Origin of the sequence: Oceanobacillus caeni (genome assembly GCF_019037185.1) — a bacterium.
Lineage (GTDB): Bacteria > Bacillota > Bacilli > Bacillales > Amphibacillaceae > Oceanobacillus > Oceanobacillus caeni.
On the sequence record NZ_JAHHXM010000032.1, the window covers coordinates 1 to 16,215 of the forward strand.

The window sequence follows — 16,215 nt, forward strand, 5'->3', positions numbered from 1 at the left end:
CTCACTTGTTTTCTATTTATAAACACAAAAATGACGTAGGTGAGTTTTTCCCACCAACGTCATTTATTGTACAACCCCAAAAAATAGCCCTACCATTTAATATGGTAAAGCTATCTCTAATAATAATTTTTATTTATTATTTACTACGCTTCGCTGCTTTTTCACGCTCATTTTTATTCAAAATCATTTTACGTAAACGAATGGATTCAGGAGTAACTTCACAATATTCATCGTCATTTAAATATTGAAGAGCCTCTTCTAAAGACATTTGGCGTGTTTTACGAATCGTTGCTGTTTGGTCTTTCGTAGCGGAACGAACGTTTGTTAAGTGTTTTTCTTTCGTAATGTTGACTGTTAAATCATTTTCACGATTATGTTCACCAACAATCATTCCAGCATAAACTTCTGTACCAGGGCTAACGAAAATGACACCACGATCTTCTAATTGCATAATTCCATAAGTAGATGCTTTTCCATTTTCTAAGGCAACTAGTACACCTTCACGGCGACCACCAACTTGTCCTTTAATAACAGGTTCATATGCTTCAAATGTATGATTTAAAATTCCATAACCATGTGTTTGGGACATAAATTCTGTAGAGTATCCTAAAAGTCCACGAGAAGGAACTTTAAATTCTAAACGAACTTGTCCATTACCATGATTCACCATATCAAGCATTTCACCTTTTCGTGCACCTAGTGATTCCATTACAGCACCAGTATATGCTTCTGGAACATCTACTTGGACACGTTCTACTGGTTCACAAGGAACACCATCGACTTCCTTAATGATAACTTTTGGTTTGGAAAGTTGTAATTCATAGCCTTCACGTCTCATATTTTCAATTAAAATAGATAAGTGAAGCTCTCCACGCCCAGAAACAGTCCATACGTCTGGAGAATCGGTTGGATCTACCCGTAAACTTACGTCTGTTTCTAATTGCTTCATTAAACGTTCTTCAATTTTTCTAGATGTAATAAAATTACCTTCGCGACCCGCAAAAGGGCTGTTATTTACTAAGAACGTCATTTGTAAGGTTGGTTCATCAATTCGAAGCCATGGCAATGCTTCTGGATGTTCCTGAGAGCAAACAGTCTCTCCAACGTTAATATCTTCTAAACCAGAAATCGCTACAATATCTCCTGATTTAGCTTCTTCAATTTCGATACGTTTCAAACCAGTGAAGCCGAATAATTTGGAGATACGGAAATTTTTCTGTGTCCCATCCTGTTTCATGACAACTACTTGCTGTCCAACTTTAATGCTTCCTCGAACAATTCGTCCAACCCCAATTCGACCTACATAGTCATTGTAGTCGAGTAGTGTAATTTGAAACTGTAAAGGTTCTTCACTTGTATCAACCGGAGCAGGAATATGATCTAAGATCGTCGTAAATAAAGGATCCATTGTTTCTTTCTGGTCATCAGGTTCTAATCCAGATGTTCCGTTTAATGCAGATGCATAAACAACCGGGAACTCTAATTGATCGTCGTCTGCTCCAAGTTCGATGAATAAATCAAGAACTTCATCAATAACTTCCGCAGGTCTTGCATTAGGACGATCGATTTTATTTAACACAACGATTGGTGTTAATTTTTGTTCTAAAGCTTTCTTTAGTACAAATCTTGTTTGTGGCATCGTACCTTCATAGGCATCCACAACTAAAGCAACACCATCCACCATTTTCATGATTCGTTCTACTTCTCCACCGAAGTCAGCGTGTCCCGGTGTATCTAAAATATTAATCGTTGTATCATGATATTTTACTGCTGTATTTTTTGCCAAAATGGTAATTCCACGTTCACGTTCTATGTCACCAGAATCCATCATCCGTTCATCGACTTGTTCATTTTCACGGAATGTTCCGGAGTATTTCAATAATTGGTCGACTAGAGTCGTTTTTCCATGGTCTACGTGGGCAATAATGGCGATATTACGTATATCTTCTCTTAATTGCATAAAGTACACTCCCTTTTTAGAAAACTTGGTATTTGCCAAGCTTTTTAGGCAAATGCCTTAGTTGCACCTAAGCAGGAGGGATAGATTTTTGTGCTTTCCTGTCTGCGAAAGTGAACCTTCACTAAAGTGGTTCCACTCTAGCGTTCGTGCTTATCTATAATCTTCTGGTTGCTCCGTAGTTTAGAACTTCCAGTCATACGAGAAAGTTTCATGAAAACTAGACAATTATATCACATAATGTGCTTTAATGGATTATCTTTTTAAAAAAAATATCTATTTTGGAAAGGTTATTGTAAATTTCGCACCACCCAAATCGGATTTACCTGCAACAATCTTTCCTTTTGAATGTTCAATGATCGTATGTGCTATCGCTAATCCGAGACCCGTTTCTCCATCTTTTCCTTTTACAAATCGATGAAAAATATGCGAAGCAAACTCTTCAGGAATTCCTGGTCCATCATCTTCTATTTTAATGACAATGTCTCCATCTTTCTTAACAGCACTAATCACAACCTGTGATTTTGCGTGACGAATACCGTTGAAAACTACATTTAATAAGGCTCTCAACAATTTTTCCTCATCCGCATATAGTTGTATATTATTTTCTACTCGATGGCTTAAAGTTATTCCTTTTTCATTTACTATTGGTAAGGCACGATCAACAATCTGACCAACTATCTCTTCCACCTTTATGTTAGTTGGATCGTAGGAATTTACTTCTGTATCTAGTTTGGCGAGAAGAATCATTTCGTTAATAATACCTTTCAACCTGAGAACCTCTGAAACCATGACCTCAAGCCCTTTGTCTGCTTCCGCTTCGTCAAAAATACCATCTTTTATCCCTTCCGCATATCCTTGAATAGTCATTAAAGGTGTTTTCAATTCATGGCTGGCGTTTTGAAAGAATGTCTGTTGTGTATTAATATACCGCTCTAATTCATTCGCCATTTCATAAACGCTTTCCGCTACTTCTTTTATTTCACCTGTCGCTTTTATATGTTTAATATCATCAAATTGCCTTTTCTCTATTTTCTTTAGTTGACGTTTCAATTGAGTTAGTGGTGTCACTAATTTTTTCGTGAAATAATGTGCTAAAACCGACGCAATAAATAGCCCAACAAGAAAAACAAGAAATAACCGAACAAAAAAACTTCGCTGAACTTCTTGCAAATCACTTACAGGAGTTAGGAGAATCATCTCGAGTCCAGAGTTTCTAGATAAAATCAAAATTCGAGAAGTAACAAATTTTTCATTTCCTAGGTCCCATATCGTTTCACTATAATCCGAAATATTATTTTTACGATGAAAGCCTTCAACCACTTTATTTGGCATGGTTGAATAAAGTATTCGGTTTTGACTTCTATCGTATAAAATCATTTGTAATTCTTGATCATCTAAAATACTATAGAATTGCTGAATACTATCCTGAGTATGATATTGTTCATTAAGTATTTCGACTAACAATTCACCTGTTTGTTCCAATTGGCGTTGTTCATCCTGTATTAAAACATTCAATATTAAGGAGTATATGACATACCAAACAACTGCCATAATGACTAACAATAAAGAAGTAAAGGCAATACTAAGCTGTGTTTGTAATTTCATGCCTATTCCTCTTCATTTCGCATTCTATATCCATATCCCCACACGGTTTCAATAGGAATATCGGTAAATTTTTTACGAATGCGTTTAATTAAATCATCTACTGCACGATCGCTTCCGAAATAATCATTACCCCATATTTTCATTAATAAATCTTCCCTGGAAAATGCGCGATTTATATTTTCGGCTAGAAAATATAACATATCAAATTCTTTGGTCGTTACTTCATATTCTGTCCCTTGCCAAAATACTCTTCTATCGCTTTTGAAAATAACAAGTTCATCTACGCTCAATCGATCCCCATCCATCCATGCTGGTTGATGGGACAGACTCGTTCTTTTAAACAAACGTTTTACCCTTGCAACAAGTTCCCTTGGGCTAAACGGCTTTGTTAAATAATCGTCCCCACCTAATTCTAACCCTAAAATTTTATCAATTTCATCATCCTTAGCGGAAATGATAATGATAGGCACTTCACTTTCACTTCTTATTTTTTTACACAATTCATACCCATCCATACCCGGTAGCATAATATCTAAAATCCACATATCGGGTGGATTTTGTTTCCATATTTCCATAGCTTCCTCTGCCGAATTTAAGATTTCCACTTGATATCCTTCTTTTCTTAAATAAGCCGAGACTATATTTTGAATGTTCATATCATCTTCAACTAATCCAATTAAATAATTCATTTTTTCACCTTTTCTTAGATTGGCACCTGCTTACGCTGCCTTCATTTCACTTATGCAGATAAGAAAAAATATCTTCATCTTCTTATATTCTTACATAATTATAAGAAGGTTGACAATAAGATACATATTGTTTTACACATTTGTGCCACATTTATACCTTATCCGTTCCACTGGAAGTGTCTATACTAAGGGTAGTATAATAAATATAAGAGTTCAAAAAGGAAGATGATAAGGACCGAGGTCGGCAAAATAAGCAACGTCCTGGGACTCCGATTACGCGTCCCACTGTGTTATTTTCACCGGACTTTTTGAACCACTAATACACAAAAGTTAAGGGAAGTGATTTTTATGAGTGATAATGACCATCGTTATTCTCAAGATCCTGACTTTAACAATCAGGAAAATGAAGAAAACTCTATGGATACACCGGAAAATAATGAGGTAATAGAAGAACGCAATCATGTTAGCCCACCCCCTCAACCATCCTCTGATGATTCTAATAAAGAAAATAGCAAGCCAAGTAAAAAACGAAATACGAAAAAGCAAGGGAAACCGTTGCTAACTGCAATTTTCGGAGGAATTGTCGGTGGTATTATATCTGCTCTTCTAGTTACCATCCTATTTACTAGTGGTGTCATTGATACGGAAGATACTGCTAATTCAGAACAACAAACTTCAGAAGCTGTCCAAGTACATGGAAAACCAGCGACTGAAAAACTCTCTGCAGAAGATGCAAATGTATCGTCCAATATACAAGAAGTATCTGAAGCAGTCGTTGGGGTGGTAAACCTACAACAACAAAGCATTTGGACTGGTAGTGAAGAAGCAGGTACAGGTTCAGGAATCGTTTATAAAAAGAAAGATGGAAAAGCTTATGTTGTAACCAATCAACATGTTGTTGATGGTGCAGAACAAGTGGAAGTAGTTTTAAATGAAGATGACCGAATTCCAGCAAAAGTCCTTGGTGAAGATGATTTAACAGACTTAGCTGTTCTTGAAATCGATGGAAAAAAAATAAACACAGTCGCTGATATGGTATCTTCAGACGATTTAACTGTTGGTGAAACTGTATTAGCAATAGGAAACCCATTAGGATTAGAATTTGCTAACTCCGTCACAAAAGGAATTATTAGCGGTTTGAACCGATCTGTTTCAGTGGACACAAACTCTGATGGCCAACCGGACTGGGTAACTGAAGTTATACAAACAGATGCTGCTATCAACCCGGGTAATAGTGGAGGAGCACTTGTAAATGCAGATGGTCAGGTTATTGGTATTAATTCAATGAAAATAGCCCAAAGTTCTGTGGAAGGAATCGGTTTTGCCATTCCAACAAGTACTGCCCTACCAATCATGGAACAATTGGAAAAGGACGGAGAAATAACAAGACCACAAATCGGTATTTCTACGGTCTCTCTAATGCAAGTTCCACCACAATATCGTTATGAAATTAAGCTCCCAAATGAGGTAGAGGGAGGAATGGTTGTCGCGAACGTTCAAGCTAATTCACCAGCAGATCGTGCAGGCTTAAAACAATTTGATGTCATAACCAAAATTGATGGTAATGACGTAACATCTATATTGGAACTAAGGAAATATCTGTATTCCAAAAATGTAGGAGACAAAGTTAAACTGGAATATGTTCGCGACGGTGAATTTCATAAAACTGACTTAAAACTGGAAGAAATGGCAAAATAACCTTATATATTATTTAAAAACGCTTGGAGGATCCAAGCGTTTTTTTTATGTAGACGATGAATACTTGGGGAGAATGGTTGTCCAAGGGCTTATCGTGGTTATGAGTGACTGAACAGGGTTTCCTTTTCTGTATTCCGGTACTCATTCACCTTATGAGTGACGGAATAATGCTTTCCTCTTCTCATTCGGGCACTCATTCACCTTATGAGTGACCAAATAATGCTTCCCTCTTCCCATTCAGGCACTCATTCACCTTATGAGTGACCAAATAATGCTTCCCTCTTCTCATTCAGGCACTCATTCACCTTATGAGTGACCGAATAATGCTTTCCTCTTCCCATTCGGGCACTCATTCACCTTATGAGTTGCGGAACACAGCTTTCCTTTCCTCATTCCGCAACTCATCCAACTCATGAGCACACGCAGCCCACTAAACTGAGAAAAAATCCACATAAAAAAACAGCATACCATTTAAATTTGGTATGCTTTCTAACCTAATAAAGGCAACCCACTAAAACTCCTGTGCTTCCTCATTATCCTCATACTTCTTATGATTTGGTGTAACCCCAGTAAAACTCCCATCTATGTCTGCCGCTACAAAATTTTCATAGTCCTCTACAAAGCCAACATTTTCATCACTGTTTGGATACATGTCATCATAATTGTCGATGTCCGTATAAAAGTCTGAATAAGTTTCACTTGTACCGTATCGACTGACATCTTGCCATGAATCTTCCGCATCATACCCTACTTGTTCTTCATCCGTAATTTCATTAGGATTTATATTAGGAGAAAAGACTTCTTCCTCCATCGTTCTAGGATGATCAAAAATTCGACTTTTTGCATGCTTCACACAGCGATCGGTTGTCGGCATGGCTAATAATCGCTCAGAAGGGATATCCGCTCCACATGTAGCACAAATACCATACGTTCCTTCCTCTATGGCATGTAGTGCCTCATTAATATCTTGTAATTCCTTTTCGGTATGTTCATTTAAAGCTAAATCCTTCCCTCTTTCGAACAGTTCAGTTCCTAGATCAGCCGGATGGTTATCATAATTAGATAAATCCCCAACCGATTCCTTAGCCATTTCAAGAGTTCTTCCAAAATGGTCTTGTATATGATGAATTAATTCATTTTGTCTTTGAATTAACATATTTTTACACTTCATTAGTTGATCGTTTGAGATCATTATAATCAGCCCTCCATGAAATTGGTATGTGTGGCTTAAAATGATTCCTATCTATACTATGTGTAACTAAGATAGATTGATTCTAAATCGGCACTCCCAATTCATGTCAATACCGCCAATCCCATCCTTTAGAAAACAAACAATTTTTAGTTAATTGTTTGTTATAAATTACCAAACACGATAAAATTAACTAAAGAGGAAGGGAGAGTAGGAAAATGGTAAATACTAATACAGTAATAGGCTTTGTTGGTACTGGAGTAATGGGGAAAAGTATGGCTGCCAATTTGCAAAAAGCTGGATATTCCATCAATGTTTACACAAGGACAAAGGCTAAAGCAGATGACCTAATAAAAGACGGGGCGGCATGGAAGACTACAGTTAAAGAATTAACAAATGATTCAGACGTCATTATAACGATGGTCGGTTATCCTTCCGATGTAGAAGAAGTCTATTTCGGTTCTAACGGAATTTTAGAAAATGCTAAACAAGGATCTTTTGTCATTGATATGACCACTTCTAAGCCTTCTTTAGCAGTAAAAATATACGAAGCGGCAAAAGAAAAAAACATTCATGCTCTGGATGCTCCGGTTTCCGGCGGAGATATTGGTGCAAAAAGTGGTACCCTTGCTATTATGATTGGCGGAGAACAAGAAGCTTATGAATCACTTTTACCAATTTTTCAAGTAATGGGGGAAAATATCATATTACAAGGAAAAGCGGGTGCGGGACAATACACAAAACTTGTCAATCAAATTGCTATCGCTTCTAATATGATAGGTGTTTCAGAAGCTATTGCTTTCGCTCGAAAAGCCGGATTAAATCCAGAAAAAGTTCTTGATAGCATTTCTACGGGGGCTGCAGCTAGTTACTCTCTTTCTAAACTTGCACCAAGAATGTTAAAAGAAGATTTTGCACCTGGATTTTATGTAAAACATTTTATAAAAGATATGACAATTGCTTTGGAATCAGCAAAAGAGCTTGGATTGTCTACTCCTGGTTTAGAATTGTCCTTAAATTTATATAAGGAATTGGCCGAAAAAGGAGAAGAAGATAGTGGTACGCAAGCATTAATTAAATTATTTGAGCAATACGCTTAAATACTGTTCAAAAATTAAAGGAGACTTCCAGCTAGGTTTTACTAGCAGAAGTCTTTTTTTGTTAGCGGACTTTTTATCAATCCGCTTCATTTTTCCAGAGTCTTATAAATGTTTGCACGTCCATTAATCTGAATATTACTTTTTTATTTAGAAACCTAGACACGGAACATCTCTTCCAATATGATAGTGCTATTGCTTTTTTAGGTAGACGGAAGGGAAGTGTTAACGATAACAATGAAATTTTCACGAAATGTGATCTTATCGATATTTATGATTGGTACATTTGCAATTGGCATGACGGAATATGCGGTAACTGGATTACTAACGCAATTTGCCGCTGATTTAGATGTAGCCGTTTCTACAACAGGACTACTGCTTAGTGTTTATGCTATTAGTGTTGCTGTTTGTGGCCCACTGCTTCGGATACTAACAGTTAAATATTCACCGAAACCATTATTAATTGTACTTATATCCATTTTTATCGTAAGTAATATGGTTGCTGCAACAGCACCTTCTTTTGAAATACTACTTCTCTCAAGACTTCTTTCCGCAACCATGCACGCACCATTTTTTGGTCTAGCCATGAGTATGGCAGTAGAAATCTCTCCTCCTCATAAACGCACAAGCGCAATTGCTGCAGTGCAGGGAGGGCTTACAATCGCTGTTATGTTAGGGGTTCCTTTTGGGTCCTATATCGGCGGAATACTTGATTGGAGATTAGTATTCTGGTTTATTACCTTAATGGGAGTTATTAATTTAATTGGTCTCATGATCGTTACACCAAATATGAAACAAAAAGAAGTTCCTAAATTAAAGAATGAATTAGCTGTTTTAAAAAATAAAAATGTTTGGATGCTGATTGCAATAATTGTCTTTGGTTTTTCTGGTGTATTCACTGCTTATACGTTCACAGAACCGATGCTGAGAGAACTTGCAGGTTTTGACCTAACCAGTATCACGATTGGATTATTTCTATTTGGGTTTGGTGCAGTAACCGGGAATTTCTTATCTGGAAGGTTTCAGCCTGAAGTACTGACCGAACGCTTAATGGTAGCCATGGCGATCTTAGGAACGGTACTTATCAGTTTTACATTCTTACTGATGAATCCATTCTTAACTTATGTCGCTTGTTTCCTATTCGGCGCTGGAACATTCGGTACCACGCCAATCTTAAATACAAAAATCATTCTTGCAGCAACAGAAGCTCCAGCCTTATCTGGAACGATTGCTGCATCTGTGTTCAACTTAGCAAATTCGATTGGGGCAACCTTAGGCAGTCTGTTACTGACAAATCATTTTTCATTCAGAGAAATCACCTTTGTCGCTGGGGGTATGATTTTCTTTGGGGTGATCCTGATTATTGTTACGCATAAGATCGAGGATAAATCTTTATTTACAGCTCCGAAAGAAGTTTACGAATAAAAAGATATAGAGAAACCGAGACCTATTTCCGCTCGCGTTTCTCTATTTCTTTTTGAACGATAAAAGCCAAGTCATCATTTCCAAAAAGTTGAAGTGCCTGAATGACCAGTTGATCATCAATTTCTTCCGATTCCTTTTTAGAAACCGTATTTTCTAGCACTTCTAATAGCACCTTATTTTTACCCTGGTTTGGATAAGCCTCTTCATACAATTGTTCCGGATCCAAATCATGATTGATACACCACTGTGCAAAAACCAATATCATCATTTTTTCATTCTCTTGATAATTTTCTATGACTTGTCTATCTTTATCTTCCTTACTTAACATTTTTTCACCTCATTTAAAAAACCACCCCGTGCCGTCCAAAGCAAAAGGGTGGTTCTCAGAAAAAGTAAACAACATAGACAACCACCACCCTGACGGTAGAAGGTTGCATGTAGAAGTGTTTGCGCACTTCTCTTTTTATTTTATTATAATTCTATTTATATTATACCTAAAATTCATTTGTTCATGCAATGATTATTATAATTTAATTTATTTCCTAGGCTACGGTATCGGGGTTATAGCCAATTTGTCAGCCCCCATTACGCCAATGCAGCTATAAACAACAAAAAAGGCTTATCTCCTAAATGAGATAAACCTTTTAAAAATCAATTATATACGAGTAACGTTAGCTGCTTGTGGTCCGCGGTTACCTTCAACGATTTCAAATTCAACATCTTGACCTTCTTCAAGAGTTTTGAAACCTTCAGCTTGGATTGCTGAGAAATGTACGAATACATCGTCTCCATCTTCGCGTTCGATAAAACCGAAACCTTTTTCTGCGTTAAACCATTTTACTTTACCAGTCATGTAAATGACCTCCTTATAACTTTTTGCTGCAAAGTAATGGAATCAAAAATACTTTTACAGCTCCTAAGTAGGAGGTCGTAAAGTATTGCTCCAATTTCCTTTTGCTTCTTTAACTTTAACCTTTTTTAACACAAAATGCAAGTGTTAAGAAGACTTTTTCTCAAAAAATTCTATTTTAGTTTCAAAATTTCCTATTTTCTAACTTAACACTCGCACAGCCTATATTTCCTATTATTAGCTAATTTTTCTAACATTTGTTTCCTGCTTAACTGTTTCGTTAATAGCTTGGTGGATAATTCTAAATTGCTCTTCTTTATGCACTAACGGGTCTCCTTCAGAAGGACTTGCCATATCGGGTCTACCATTATATCTGACCGCAACGTCTTTAGGTGCAATGCTTAGTAAACGCGGCTCCATGTAAGACCATGCTCCCATATTTTTGGGTTCCTCCTGAGCCCAGACGATTTCCTCTAAATTTTTATATTTACTTAATATCTCGCTAATTTTTTCTGCTGGGAATGGATAAAGTTCTTCCACTCTAATCATATCAAGCCAATCATAAGCTTCCTTATTTTCGGATACATAATCAGATAGTTCTACGGCCAATCTACCAGTTGATAATACCAGTCGTTTTACATGATCTGGATTTCTTCCCAATCCTGGCTCTTTTATAATTGGCTCAAATTTCCCCTCTGTTAAATCCTCTAGATAAACTCCTGCAGATGCATTCCTTAATAAACTCTTAGGTGACATGATAACTAGTGGTCTAACATCATCCGTATTTAAAAGTGCTGCCTGCCTTCTAAGGATGTGGAAATAGTTACCTGAGTTAGACAAGTTGGCAACAGTCCAATTATTTTCAGCCGCTAATTGTAAGAACCGTTCTAATCTTGCACTAGAGTGCTCAGGACCTTGCCCCTCATATCCATGAGGAAGTAACATCACTAATCCAGATTTTTGTCCCCATTTTTCTCTTCCAGAAGAAATAAATTGGTCAAAAATAACTTGCGCTCCATTTGCAAAATCACCAAACTGTGCTTCCCATAAAACAAGCGTTTCTTTTGCGAATACGTTATAGCCATATTCATAGCCTAATATAGCGGCCTCTGAAAGCGTACTATTATGAACGGCAAAAGAAGCATTTGCTGAACTTAACTGATGAAGCGGACTGTACTTCTCCCCTGTTTTTTCATCACTTAAAACAATATTACGGTGTGAAAAGGTTCCGCGTTCAGAATCTTGCCCAGTTAAACGGATTGGTGTGCCATCTTTTAAAATAGATGCAAATGCTAGAGTTTCGGCATGTCCAAAGTCCACCTTCTTATTATTTTCAAGTGCATCTTTTCGGCGGTTTAATATTTTCTTTAACTTACCAAAAACATTAAATCCTTCAGGCCATTGTAGTAAAGCATTATTTATAGTTAAGAGTGTTTCCTTACTAACGGAAGTATCGATTTTAGGTAGCTCACTCTTATATAATTCATGTCTGTCTTGAGTGGTACGGATTGGTTCTTTTTCTTGATTGATATGGTTATATGCCCGCTGTAATTTATGTTGTACTTGATTCGCCATTTCGTTAATTTTATCATCCGTTAACGAACGCTCATTTATAAGTTTCTCTTTATATATCGCAGTAATCGTTTGATGATTATCAACTAGCTTGTACATAAGTGGGCTTGTAGAACGAGGCTCATCCATTTCGTTATGTCCAAGTCTTCTATAGCCAATTAAATTAATGAGCACATCTTTATGGAATGTTTGACGATATTCAAAAGCCAATTGAACTACCTTTAAGCAAGCCTCTGGGTCGTCAGCATTAACATGGAAAATAGGAACATTAAAACCTTTCACAATGTCGCTTGAATGTTTCGTCGAACGATCGTCCTCGGGTTCAGTCGTAAAACCAATACAGTTATTAGCGATAATATGGATAGTTCCACCAGTACTATATGCCTTTGTATTTGCATAATTAAGTATTTCAGTAACTACACCTTGTCCAGTAAAGGCAGCATCCCCATGAACTAATACAGCTATGGCTTTGGAAACATCTTGTTTTGGATATCCTTTCTCCGTTCGTACTTCTTGTGCTGCTCTTGTGGATCCTTCTATTACCGTTCCAGCAATTTCTAAATGACTAGGATTATTTGCTAGAGAAACCGTAACCTTCTTATCACCAATCTGTTTTCTCTTTGTTGCGCCAAGATGATATTTCACATCCCCCGTAGCTCCCTCGGTCATTTCTAAAGTTGGATCAGCATTCTCCCATTTCGCATGTTGAAACTGAGAGAAAATGGCTTCATATGGTTTCTCTAAGACATGCGTCAACACATTCAGTCTTCCACGGTGCGCCATAGATATTAATACATTTTCAATATCATCTTTAGCAGAAAGATTAATAACTTCATTCATTACCGGAACTAAAGATTCCAATCCTTCTACTGAAAATCTTTTTTGACCAACAAATGTTTTTCCTAAAAATTGCTCAAACCCCTCAGCTGATAGCAGGCTATGGAATAACGCTTCTTTCTCAGCATTAGTAATTTCCTTAGAAACATTACCGGATTCTATTTTATTTTTTAACCAATCTTTTTCTTGGATATCCATATGATCGATATCAAAGCCAATGGTTGATGTGTAAATTTCCTTTAAATAATTGATTGCCTCAAGGCCATTCTTAACACTATTATTGTTACAAATAAATTCAGCAGGTATTTCTTTTAAATCTTCTTCTGTTAATTTATAAGACGTTAGATTCAATAATTCATTGGATGGTTGTTTTTCTAAAGGAAAAATATCCGCTTCCAAATGTCCGTAAGCTCTAATATTTTCTGCTAATGTAACCGCAGAGACTAATTTTCTCATTTTATTTAAAAGAACATTCATGGATATATGATTGGATGATTGTTCTTCATTATCCATCATAGCTTCGGGATTTCCCCAAACATCAAATAATTCTTTAAAACTCTTATCAACTAAGCTAGGATCTTGAGAATATAAATCATACTGTTCTAAAATATAGCCCATATTAGGACCTTTCACATCTGCCCACGGATTTACCCCATTGTTGTTCATCTTCTGTACACTCCTACATCATGTATGTTGTTATATTAACTACTGTATTAAGATTCCCATTTTTTACAACGGTTAATCTGCCTATTTATTATTTTGTTAAACTCATAATGTAAGCACTTACATAATCTATACTTCTATAATAGTACAAAATGATTAATAATTAAAGAGACAAGGTTCAAGTTTTTATCGTTATAGGAAGTTTTGTCATATCACATAAGGTATAGAAGAAATGACAAAAGAATCTATTCTTTTCATTATTTAAAGATTTTGCTATTGATTCAGAAAAAAACTGCACCCCAATTGTTGGACACACAATAATTGGAGATGCAGTTTTCTTATGACTAAATTTACTGAAAAAGATAAAATAAATGCAGTTCAAAGCTATTTAGAAAGCAAAGAGAGTTATCTTTTCTTAATACCGTAAAGTTAATCGCCAAGTAAAATTAAAATAATTTCATTACTGGTCACAATATGAGAATTGAAAATGTTATAATTATAGGACAATGGCTAAAATAGGTTAACTCAAGGGTGGTTGGCACGCTCCCAAAAGGGGGTGGTGCTAATGACAGTTGCAGAAGGATTAATGCTAATGATTAGTTTCGGAGCGTTAATAGTTGCGATTATGTCAGATAAAAACCATAAATAAAATCCACCCTTGAGTTCGCGGCTCATTAATAGGGTGGAATATCACTAATCGGGCCAGCCCCCTTGTAGGGAACCAAGCTATTGTATGACTAAAGGTGTTAGCGCACCTTTGGTCTTTTTTAATGTATTCATTTTCTAATACCAGTATACCCTTTTTTAGTGAAAAAGAAAACATGTTGTTTTGAGGCTAGGACATAACTAGCTGATAATAAGCTAAATATTATTTTAACCTTCGTTTTGCTTAGGTCTCCTGGCGGTGTACTTTCTCAAGTTTACCGGCAGGAATGCGGATCCCATTTCATTTTTTACTTTCTCTTTTACAGAGAAACGAGTGAAACGCAAATTAGCCTTCAGGAGTCCTAAGATCAGCTCTACGTCCATTTTGCGTTTACCGTAGATTTCACTGTTTCTCCTTTGAAAGCTTCTCTCTGATATATGCTTTTTGTTTTTCCCATGTTTATTGTAATAAGGTTTCCAGTTATTCCCTTCGCTAGTAGGGTCTTGCGTATATTGACTTGATGCAGGAATGTACCACCTTTGCTTGTGTAAAAAACTGTAATATACGATAAAATGTAGGGCAATTGGTATTTTGGGTTATTTTTTATAGACTGGAATAAAGGATAAAAACGTGATAAAATAATGACTTGCAAGACTAAAAACGAATAGTAAAGACCAACTTACATTTGTATCTTGCAAATATAAATGGAATAGGTGGTAAATAAAATGGAAAACAAAGATTACAGAGTATTATTGTACTATCATTATGTAGATATTGAAGATCCTGAAACTTTCGCTGATGAGCATCTTCAATTTTGTAAGGAACTTGGATTAAAAGGAAGAATTCTTGTAGCTAAAGAAGGAATTAATGGTACCGTTTCTGGAACGGTTGAGGCTACAAACAAATATATGGAAGCAATGCGTAACAGTGAACTATTTAAAGATATCATGTTTAAAGTAGATGAACATGATGGGCATGCTTTTAAAAAAATGCATGTACGTCCACGTAAAGAACTAGTTACACTTCGTTTACCTGAAGAAGAGGATACAAATCCACAAGAATTGACAGGGGAATTTCTTTCTCCAAAAGAATGGTACGAAGCAATGCAACGTGAAGATACCGTTGTTGTAGATACAAGAAATGATTATGAATATGATTTAGGACATTTTAGAGGTGCAATTCGCCCTGATGTAAAAACATTTCGCGAGATGCCGGAATGGGTGCGTAAAAATAAACATTTAATAGAAGGCAAAAAAGTTCTCATGTACTGTACTGGTGGTATTCGTTGTGAGAAATTCACTGGTTGGATGATTAAAGAAGGCTTTGAAGACGTAGCCCAATTACATGGCGGAATTGTTACTTATGGTAAAGACCCAGAAGTACAAGGAGAACTATGGGATGGCAAATGCTATGTATTCGATGAACGTATCTCAGTAGATATTAATCAAAAAGAACATGTTGTCGTTGCGAAAGATTACTTCGATGGACAACCATGTGAACGTTATGTAAATTGCGCTAACCCTGAATGTAATAAACAAATTATCTGCTCTGAGGAAAATGAGCATAAATATATGAGAGGCTGTACACATGAATGCCGTGTTCACCCTCGCAACCTATATATTCAAGAACACAATCTAACAACGGAAGAAGTTCAAGCTAGACTTGAAGCTCTTGGCGAAACGTTAGAGAAACAAGAAGCATAATATCCTAAATAGGGTCGGATTCATTTGAATCCGACCCTATTTTTTTATAAAGGCTATATCGAAATTTGCTTAGAAAACTTGCATTTGCGAGGTGCTTGGGGAATTTATGGAGTAACGAATTCTACAACATAGGTTACGGAATGCGAAAAAGGAAGCCGTGTTCCGGCACTCATAAGCTGAATGAGTTACTGTATACTGAAAGGAATTCCTCGTTCGGGCACTCATAAGTCGAATGAGTTACCGTATACTGAAAGGAATTCCTCGTTCGGGCACTCATAAGT

Annotated in this window: 12 protein-coding genes and 1 pseudogene; 5 read left to right on the forward strand and 8 right to left on the reverse strand. The window is 36.4% G+C overall.

Features of this window, described 5'->3' with window-relative positions:
• Window positions 1–136: 136 nt before the first annotated feature.
• The 3 genes from typA to KM885_RS14255 all read right to left on the reverse strand — a co-directional run bounded on the left by typA (window position 137) and on the right by KM885_RS14255 (window position 4,254).
• A complete protein-coding gene (gene typA / locus KM885_RS14245; RefSeq protein WP_216884171.1) occupies window positions 137–1,960 on the reverse strand; it encodes a translational GTPase TypA in 1,824 nt (607 codons plus the stop codon).
• Window positions 1,961–2,233: 273 nt separating this feature from the next.
• Entirely contained in the window at window positions 2,234–3,565 is a 1,332-nt protein-coding gene (locus KM885_RS14250) for a sensor histidine kinase (protein WP_047183633.1), read from the reverse strand.
• A 2-nt stretch (window positions 3,566–3,567) separates the two neighbouring features.
• Window positions 3,568–4,254, reverse strand: coding sequence for a response regulator transcription factor (locus KM885_RS14255; protein ID WP_047183634.1), 687 nt, complete (start codon window positions 4,252–4,254; stop codon window positions 3,568–3,570).
• Between the two features lie 348 nt (window positions 4,255–4,602).
• Here KM885_RS14255 and KM885_RS14260 point away from each other — a divergent pair, with 348 nt between their 5' ends.
• Window positions 4,603–5,952: a S1C family serine protease gene (locus KM885_RS14260; protein WP_244987031.1), complete on the forward strand. Its 1,350-nt coding sequence runs from the start codon at window positions 4,603–4,605 to the stop codon at window positions 5,950–5,952.
• A gap of 511 nt (window positions 5,953–6,463) precedes the next feature.
• Here the strand turns inward: KM885_RS14260 and KM885_RS14265 are convergent.
• Window positions 6,464–7,144 carry a TraR/DksA C4-type zinc finger protein gene (locus KM885_RS14265; RefSeq protein ID WP_216884172.1) on the reverse strand — a complete coding sequence of 227 codons (681 nt, stop codon included), beginning with the start codon at window positions 7,142–7,144 and terminating at the stop codon, window positions 6,464–6,466.
• 215 nt (window positions 7,145–7,359) lie between these two features.
• On the opposite strand from KM885_RS14265, the gene KM885_RS14270 reads away from it, so the two are divergent.
• Both KM885_RS14270 and KM885_RS14275 read left to right on the forward strand, forming a co-directional pair.
• Entirely contained in the window at window positions 7,360–8,241 is an 882-nt protein-coding gene (locus KM885_RS14270) for an NAD(P)-dependent oxidoreductase (protein ID WP_216884173.1), read from the forward strand.
• 234 nt (window positions 8,242–8,475) lie between these two features.
• The gene (locus KM885_RS14275) at window positions 8,476–9,663 is read left to right on the forward strand and encodes an MFS transporter (RefSeq protein ID WP_168380777.1); all 1,188 of its coding nucleotides are present in this window, start codon (window positions 8,476–8,478) and stop codon (window positions 9,661–9,663) included.
• Between the two features lie 22 nt (window positions 9,664–9,685).
• Here the strand turns inward: KM885_RS14275 and KM885_RS14280 are convergent, their stop codons facing one another.
• The 3 genes from KM885_RS14280 to KM885_RS14290 form a co-directional block, all read right to left on the reverse strand.
• The gene (locus KM885_RS14280) at window positions 9,686–9,991 is read right to left on the reverse strand and encodes a hypothetical protein (RefSeq protein WP_047183639.1); all 306 of its coding nucleotides are present in this window, start codon (window positions 9,989–9,991) and stop codon (window positions 9,686–9,688) included.
• Between the two features lie 327 nt (window positions 9,992–10,318).
• Window positions 10,319–10,516 carry a cold shock domain-containing protein gene (locus KM885_RS14285; protein WP_047183640.1) on the reverse strand — a complete coding sequence of 66 codons (198 nt, stop codon included), beginning with the start codon at window positions 10,514–10,516 and terminating at the stop codon, window positions 10,319–10,321.
• Window positions 10,517–10,750: 234 nt separating this feature from the next.
• Window positions 10,751–13,588, reverse strand: coding sequence for a 2-oxoglutarate dehydrogenase E1 component (locus KM885_RS14290; RefSeq protein ID WP_047183641.1), 2,838 nt, complete (start codon window positions 13,586–13,588; stop codon window positions 10,751–10,753).
• Window positions 13,589–14,150: 562 nt separating this feature from the next.
• Between KM885_RS14290 and KM885_RS17960 the strand changes: the two genes are divergently transcribed.
• A complete protein-coding gene (locus KM885_RS17960) occupies window positions 14,151–14,234 on the forward strand; it encodes a putative holin-like toxin (protein ID WP_225344134.1) in 84 nt (27 codons plus the stop codon).
• A 224-nt stretch (window positions 14,235–14,458) separates the two neighbouring features.
• Here the strand turns inward: KM885_RS17960 and KM885_RS18300 are convergent.
• Window positions 14,459–14,722, reverse strand: a pseudogene (locus tag KM885_RS18300) (transposase); the annotation flags it as partial.
• Window positions 14,723–14,956: 234 nt separating this feature from the next.
• Here KM885_RS18300 and trhO point away from each other — a divergent pair.
• Window positions 14,957–15,934 carry an oxygen-dependent tRNA uridine(34) hydroxylase TrhO gene (trhO, locus tag KM885_RS14295; protein WP_047183642.1) on the forward strand — a complete coding sequence of 326 codons (978 nt, stop codon included), beginning with the start codon at window positions 14,957–14,959 and terminating at the stop codon, window positions 15,932–15,934.
• Window positions 15,935–16,215: the final 281 nt, after the last annotated feature.

What these genes read in the sequence shown, in the direction of transcription:
- typA (WP_216884171.1), bottom strand. Translation starts at nt 1,960, where the DNA reads ATGCAATTAAGAGAAGATATACGTAATATCGCCATTATTGCCCACGTA.
- KM885_RS14250 (WP_047183633.1), bottom strand. Translation starts at nt 3,565, where the DNA reads ATGAAATTACAAACACAGCTTAGTATTGCCTTTACTTCTTTATTGTTA.
- KM885_RS14255 (WP_047183634.1), bottom strand. Translation starts at nt 4,254, where the DNA reads ATGAATTATTTAATTGGATTAGTTGAAGATGATATGAACATTCAAAAT.
- KM885_RS14260 (WP_244987031.1), top strand. Translation starts at nt 4,603, where the DNA reads ATGAGTGATAATGACCATCGTTATTCTCAAGATCCTGACTTTAACAAT.
- KM885_RS14265 (WP_216884172.1), bottom strand. Translation starts at nt 7,144, where the DNA reads ATGATCTCAAACGATCAACTAATGAAGTGTAAAAATATGTTAATTCAA.
- KM885_RS14270 (WP_216884173.1), top strand. Translation starts at nt 7,360, where the DNA reads ATGGTAAATACTAATACAGTAATAGGCTTTGTTGGTACTGGAGTAATG.
- KM885_RS14275 (WP_168380777.1), top strand. Translation starts at nt 8,476, where the DNA reads ATGAAATTTTCACGAAATGTGATCTTATCGATATTTATGATTGGTACA.
- KM885_RS14280 (WP_047183639.1), bottom strand. Translation starts at nt 9,991, where the DNA reads ATGTTAAGTAAGGAAGATAAAGATAGACAAGTCATAGAAAATTATCAA.
- KM885_RS14285 (WP_047183640.1), bottom strand. Translation starts at nt 10,516, where the DNA reads ATGACTGGTAAAGTAAAATGGTTTAACGCAGAAAAAGGTTTCGGTTTT.
- KM885_RS14290 (WP_047183641.1), bottom strand. Translation starts at nt 13,588, where the DNA reads ATGAACAACAATGGGGTAAATCCGTGGGCAGATGTGAAAGGTCCTAAT.
- KM885_RS17960 (WP_225344134.1), top strand. Translation starts at nt 14,151, where the DNA reads ATGACAGTTGCAGAAGGATTAATGCTAATGATTAGTTTCGGAGCGTTA.
- trhO (WP_047183642.1), top strand. Translation starts at nt 14,957, where the DNA reads ATGGAAAACAAAGATTACAGAGTATTATTGTACTATCATTATGTAGAT.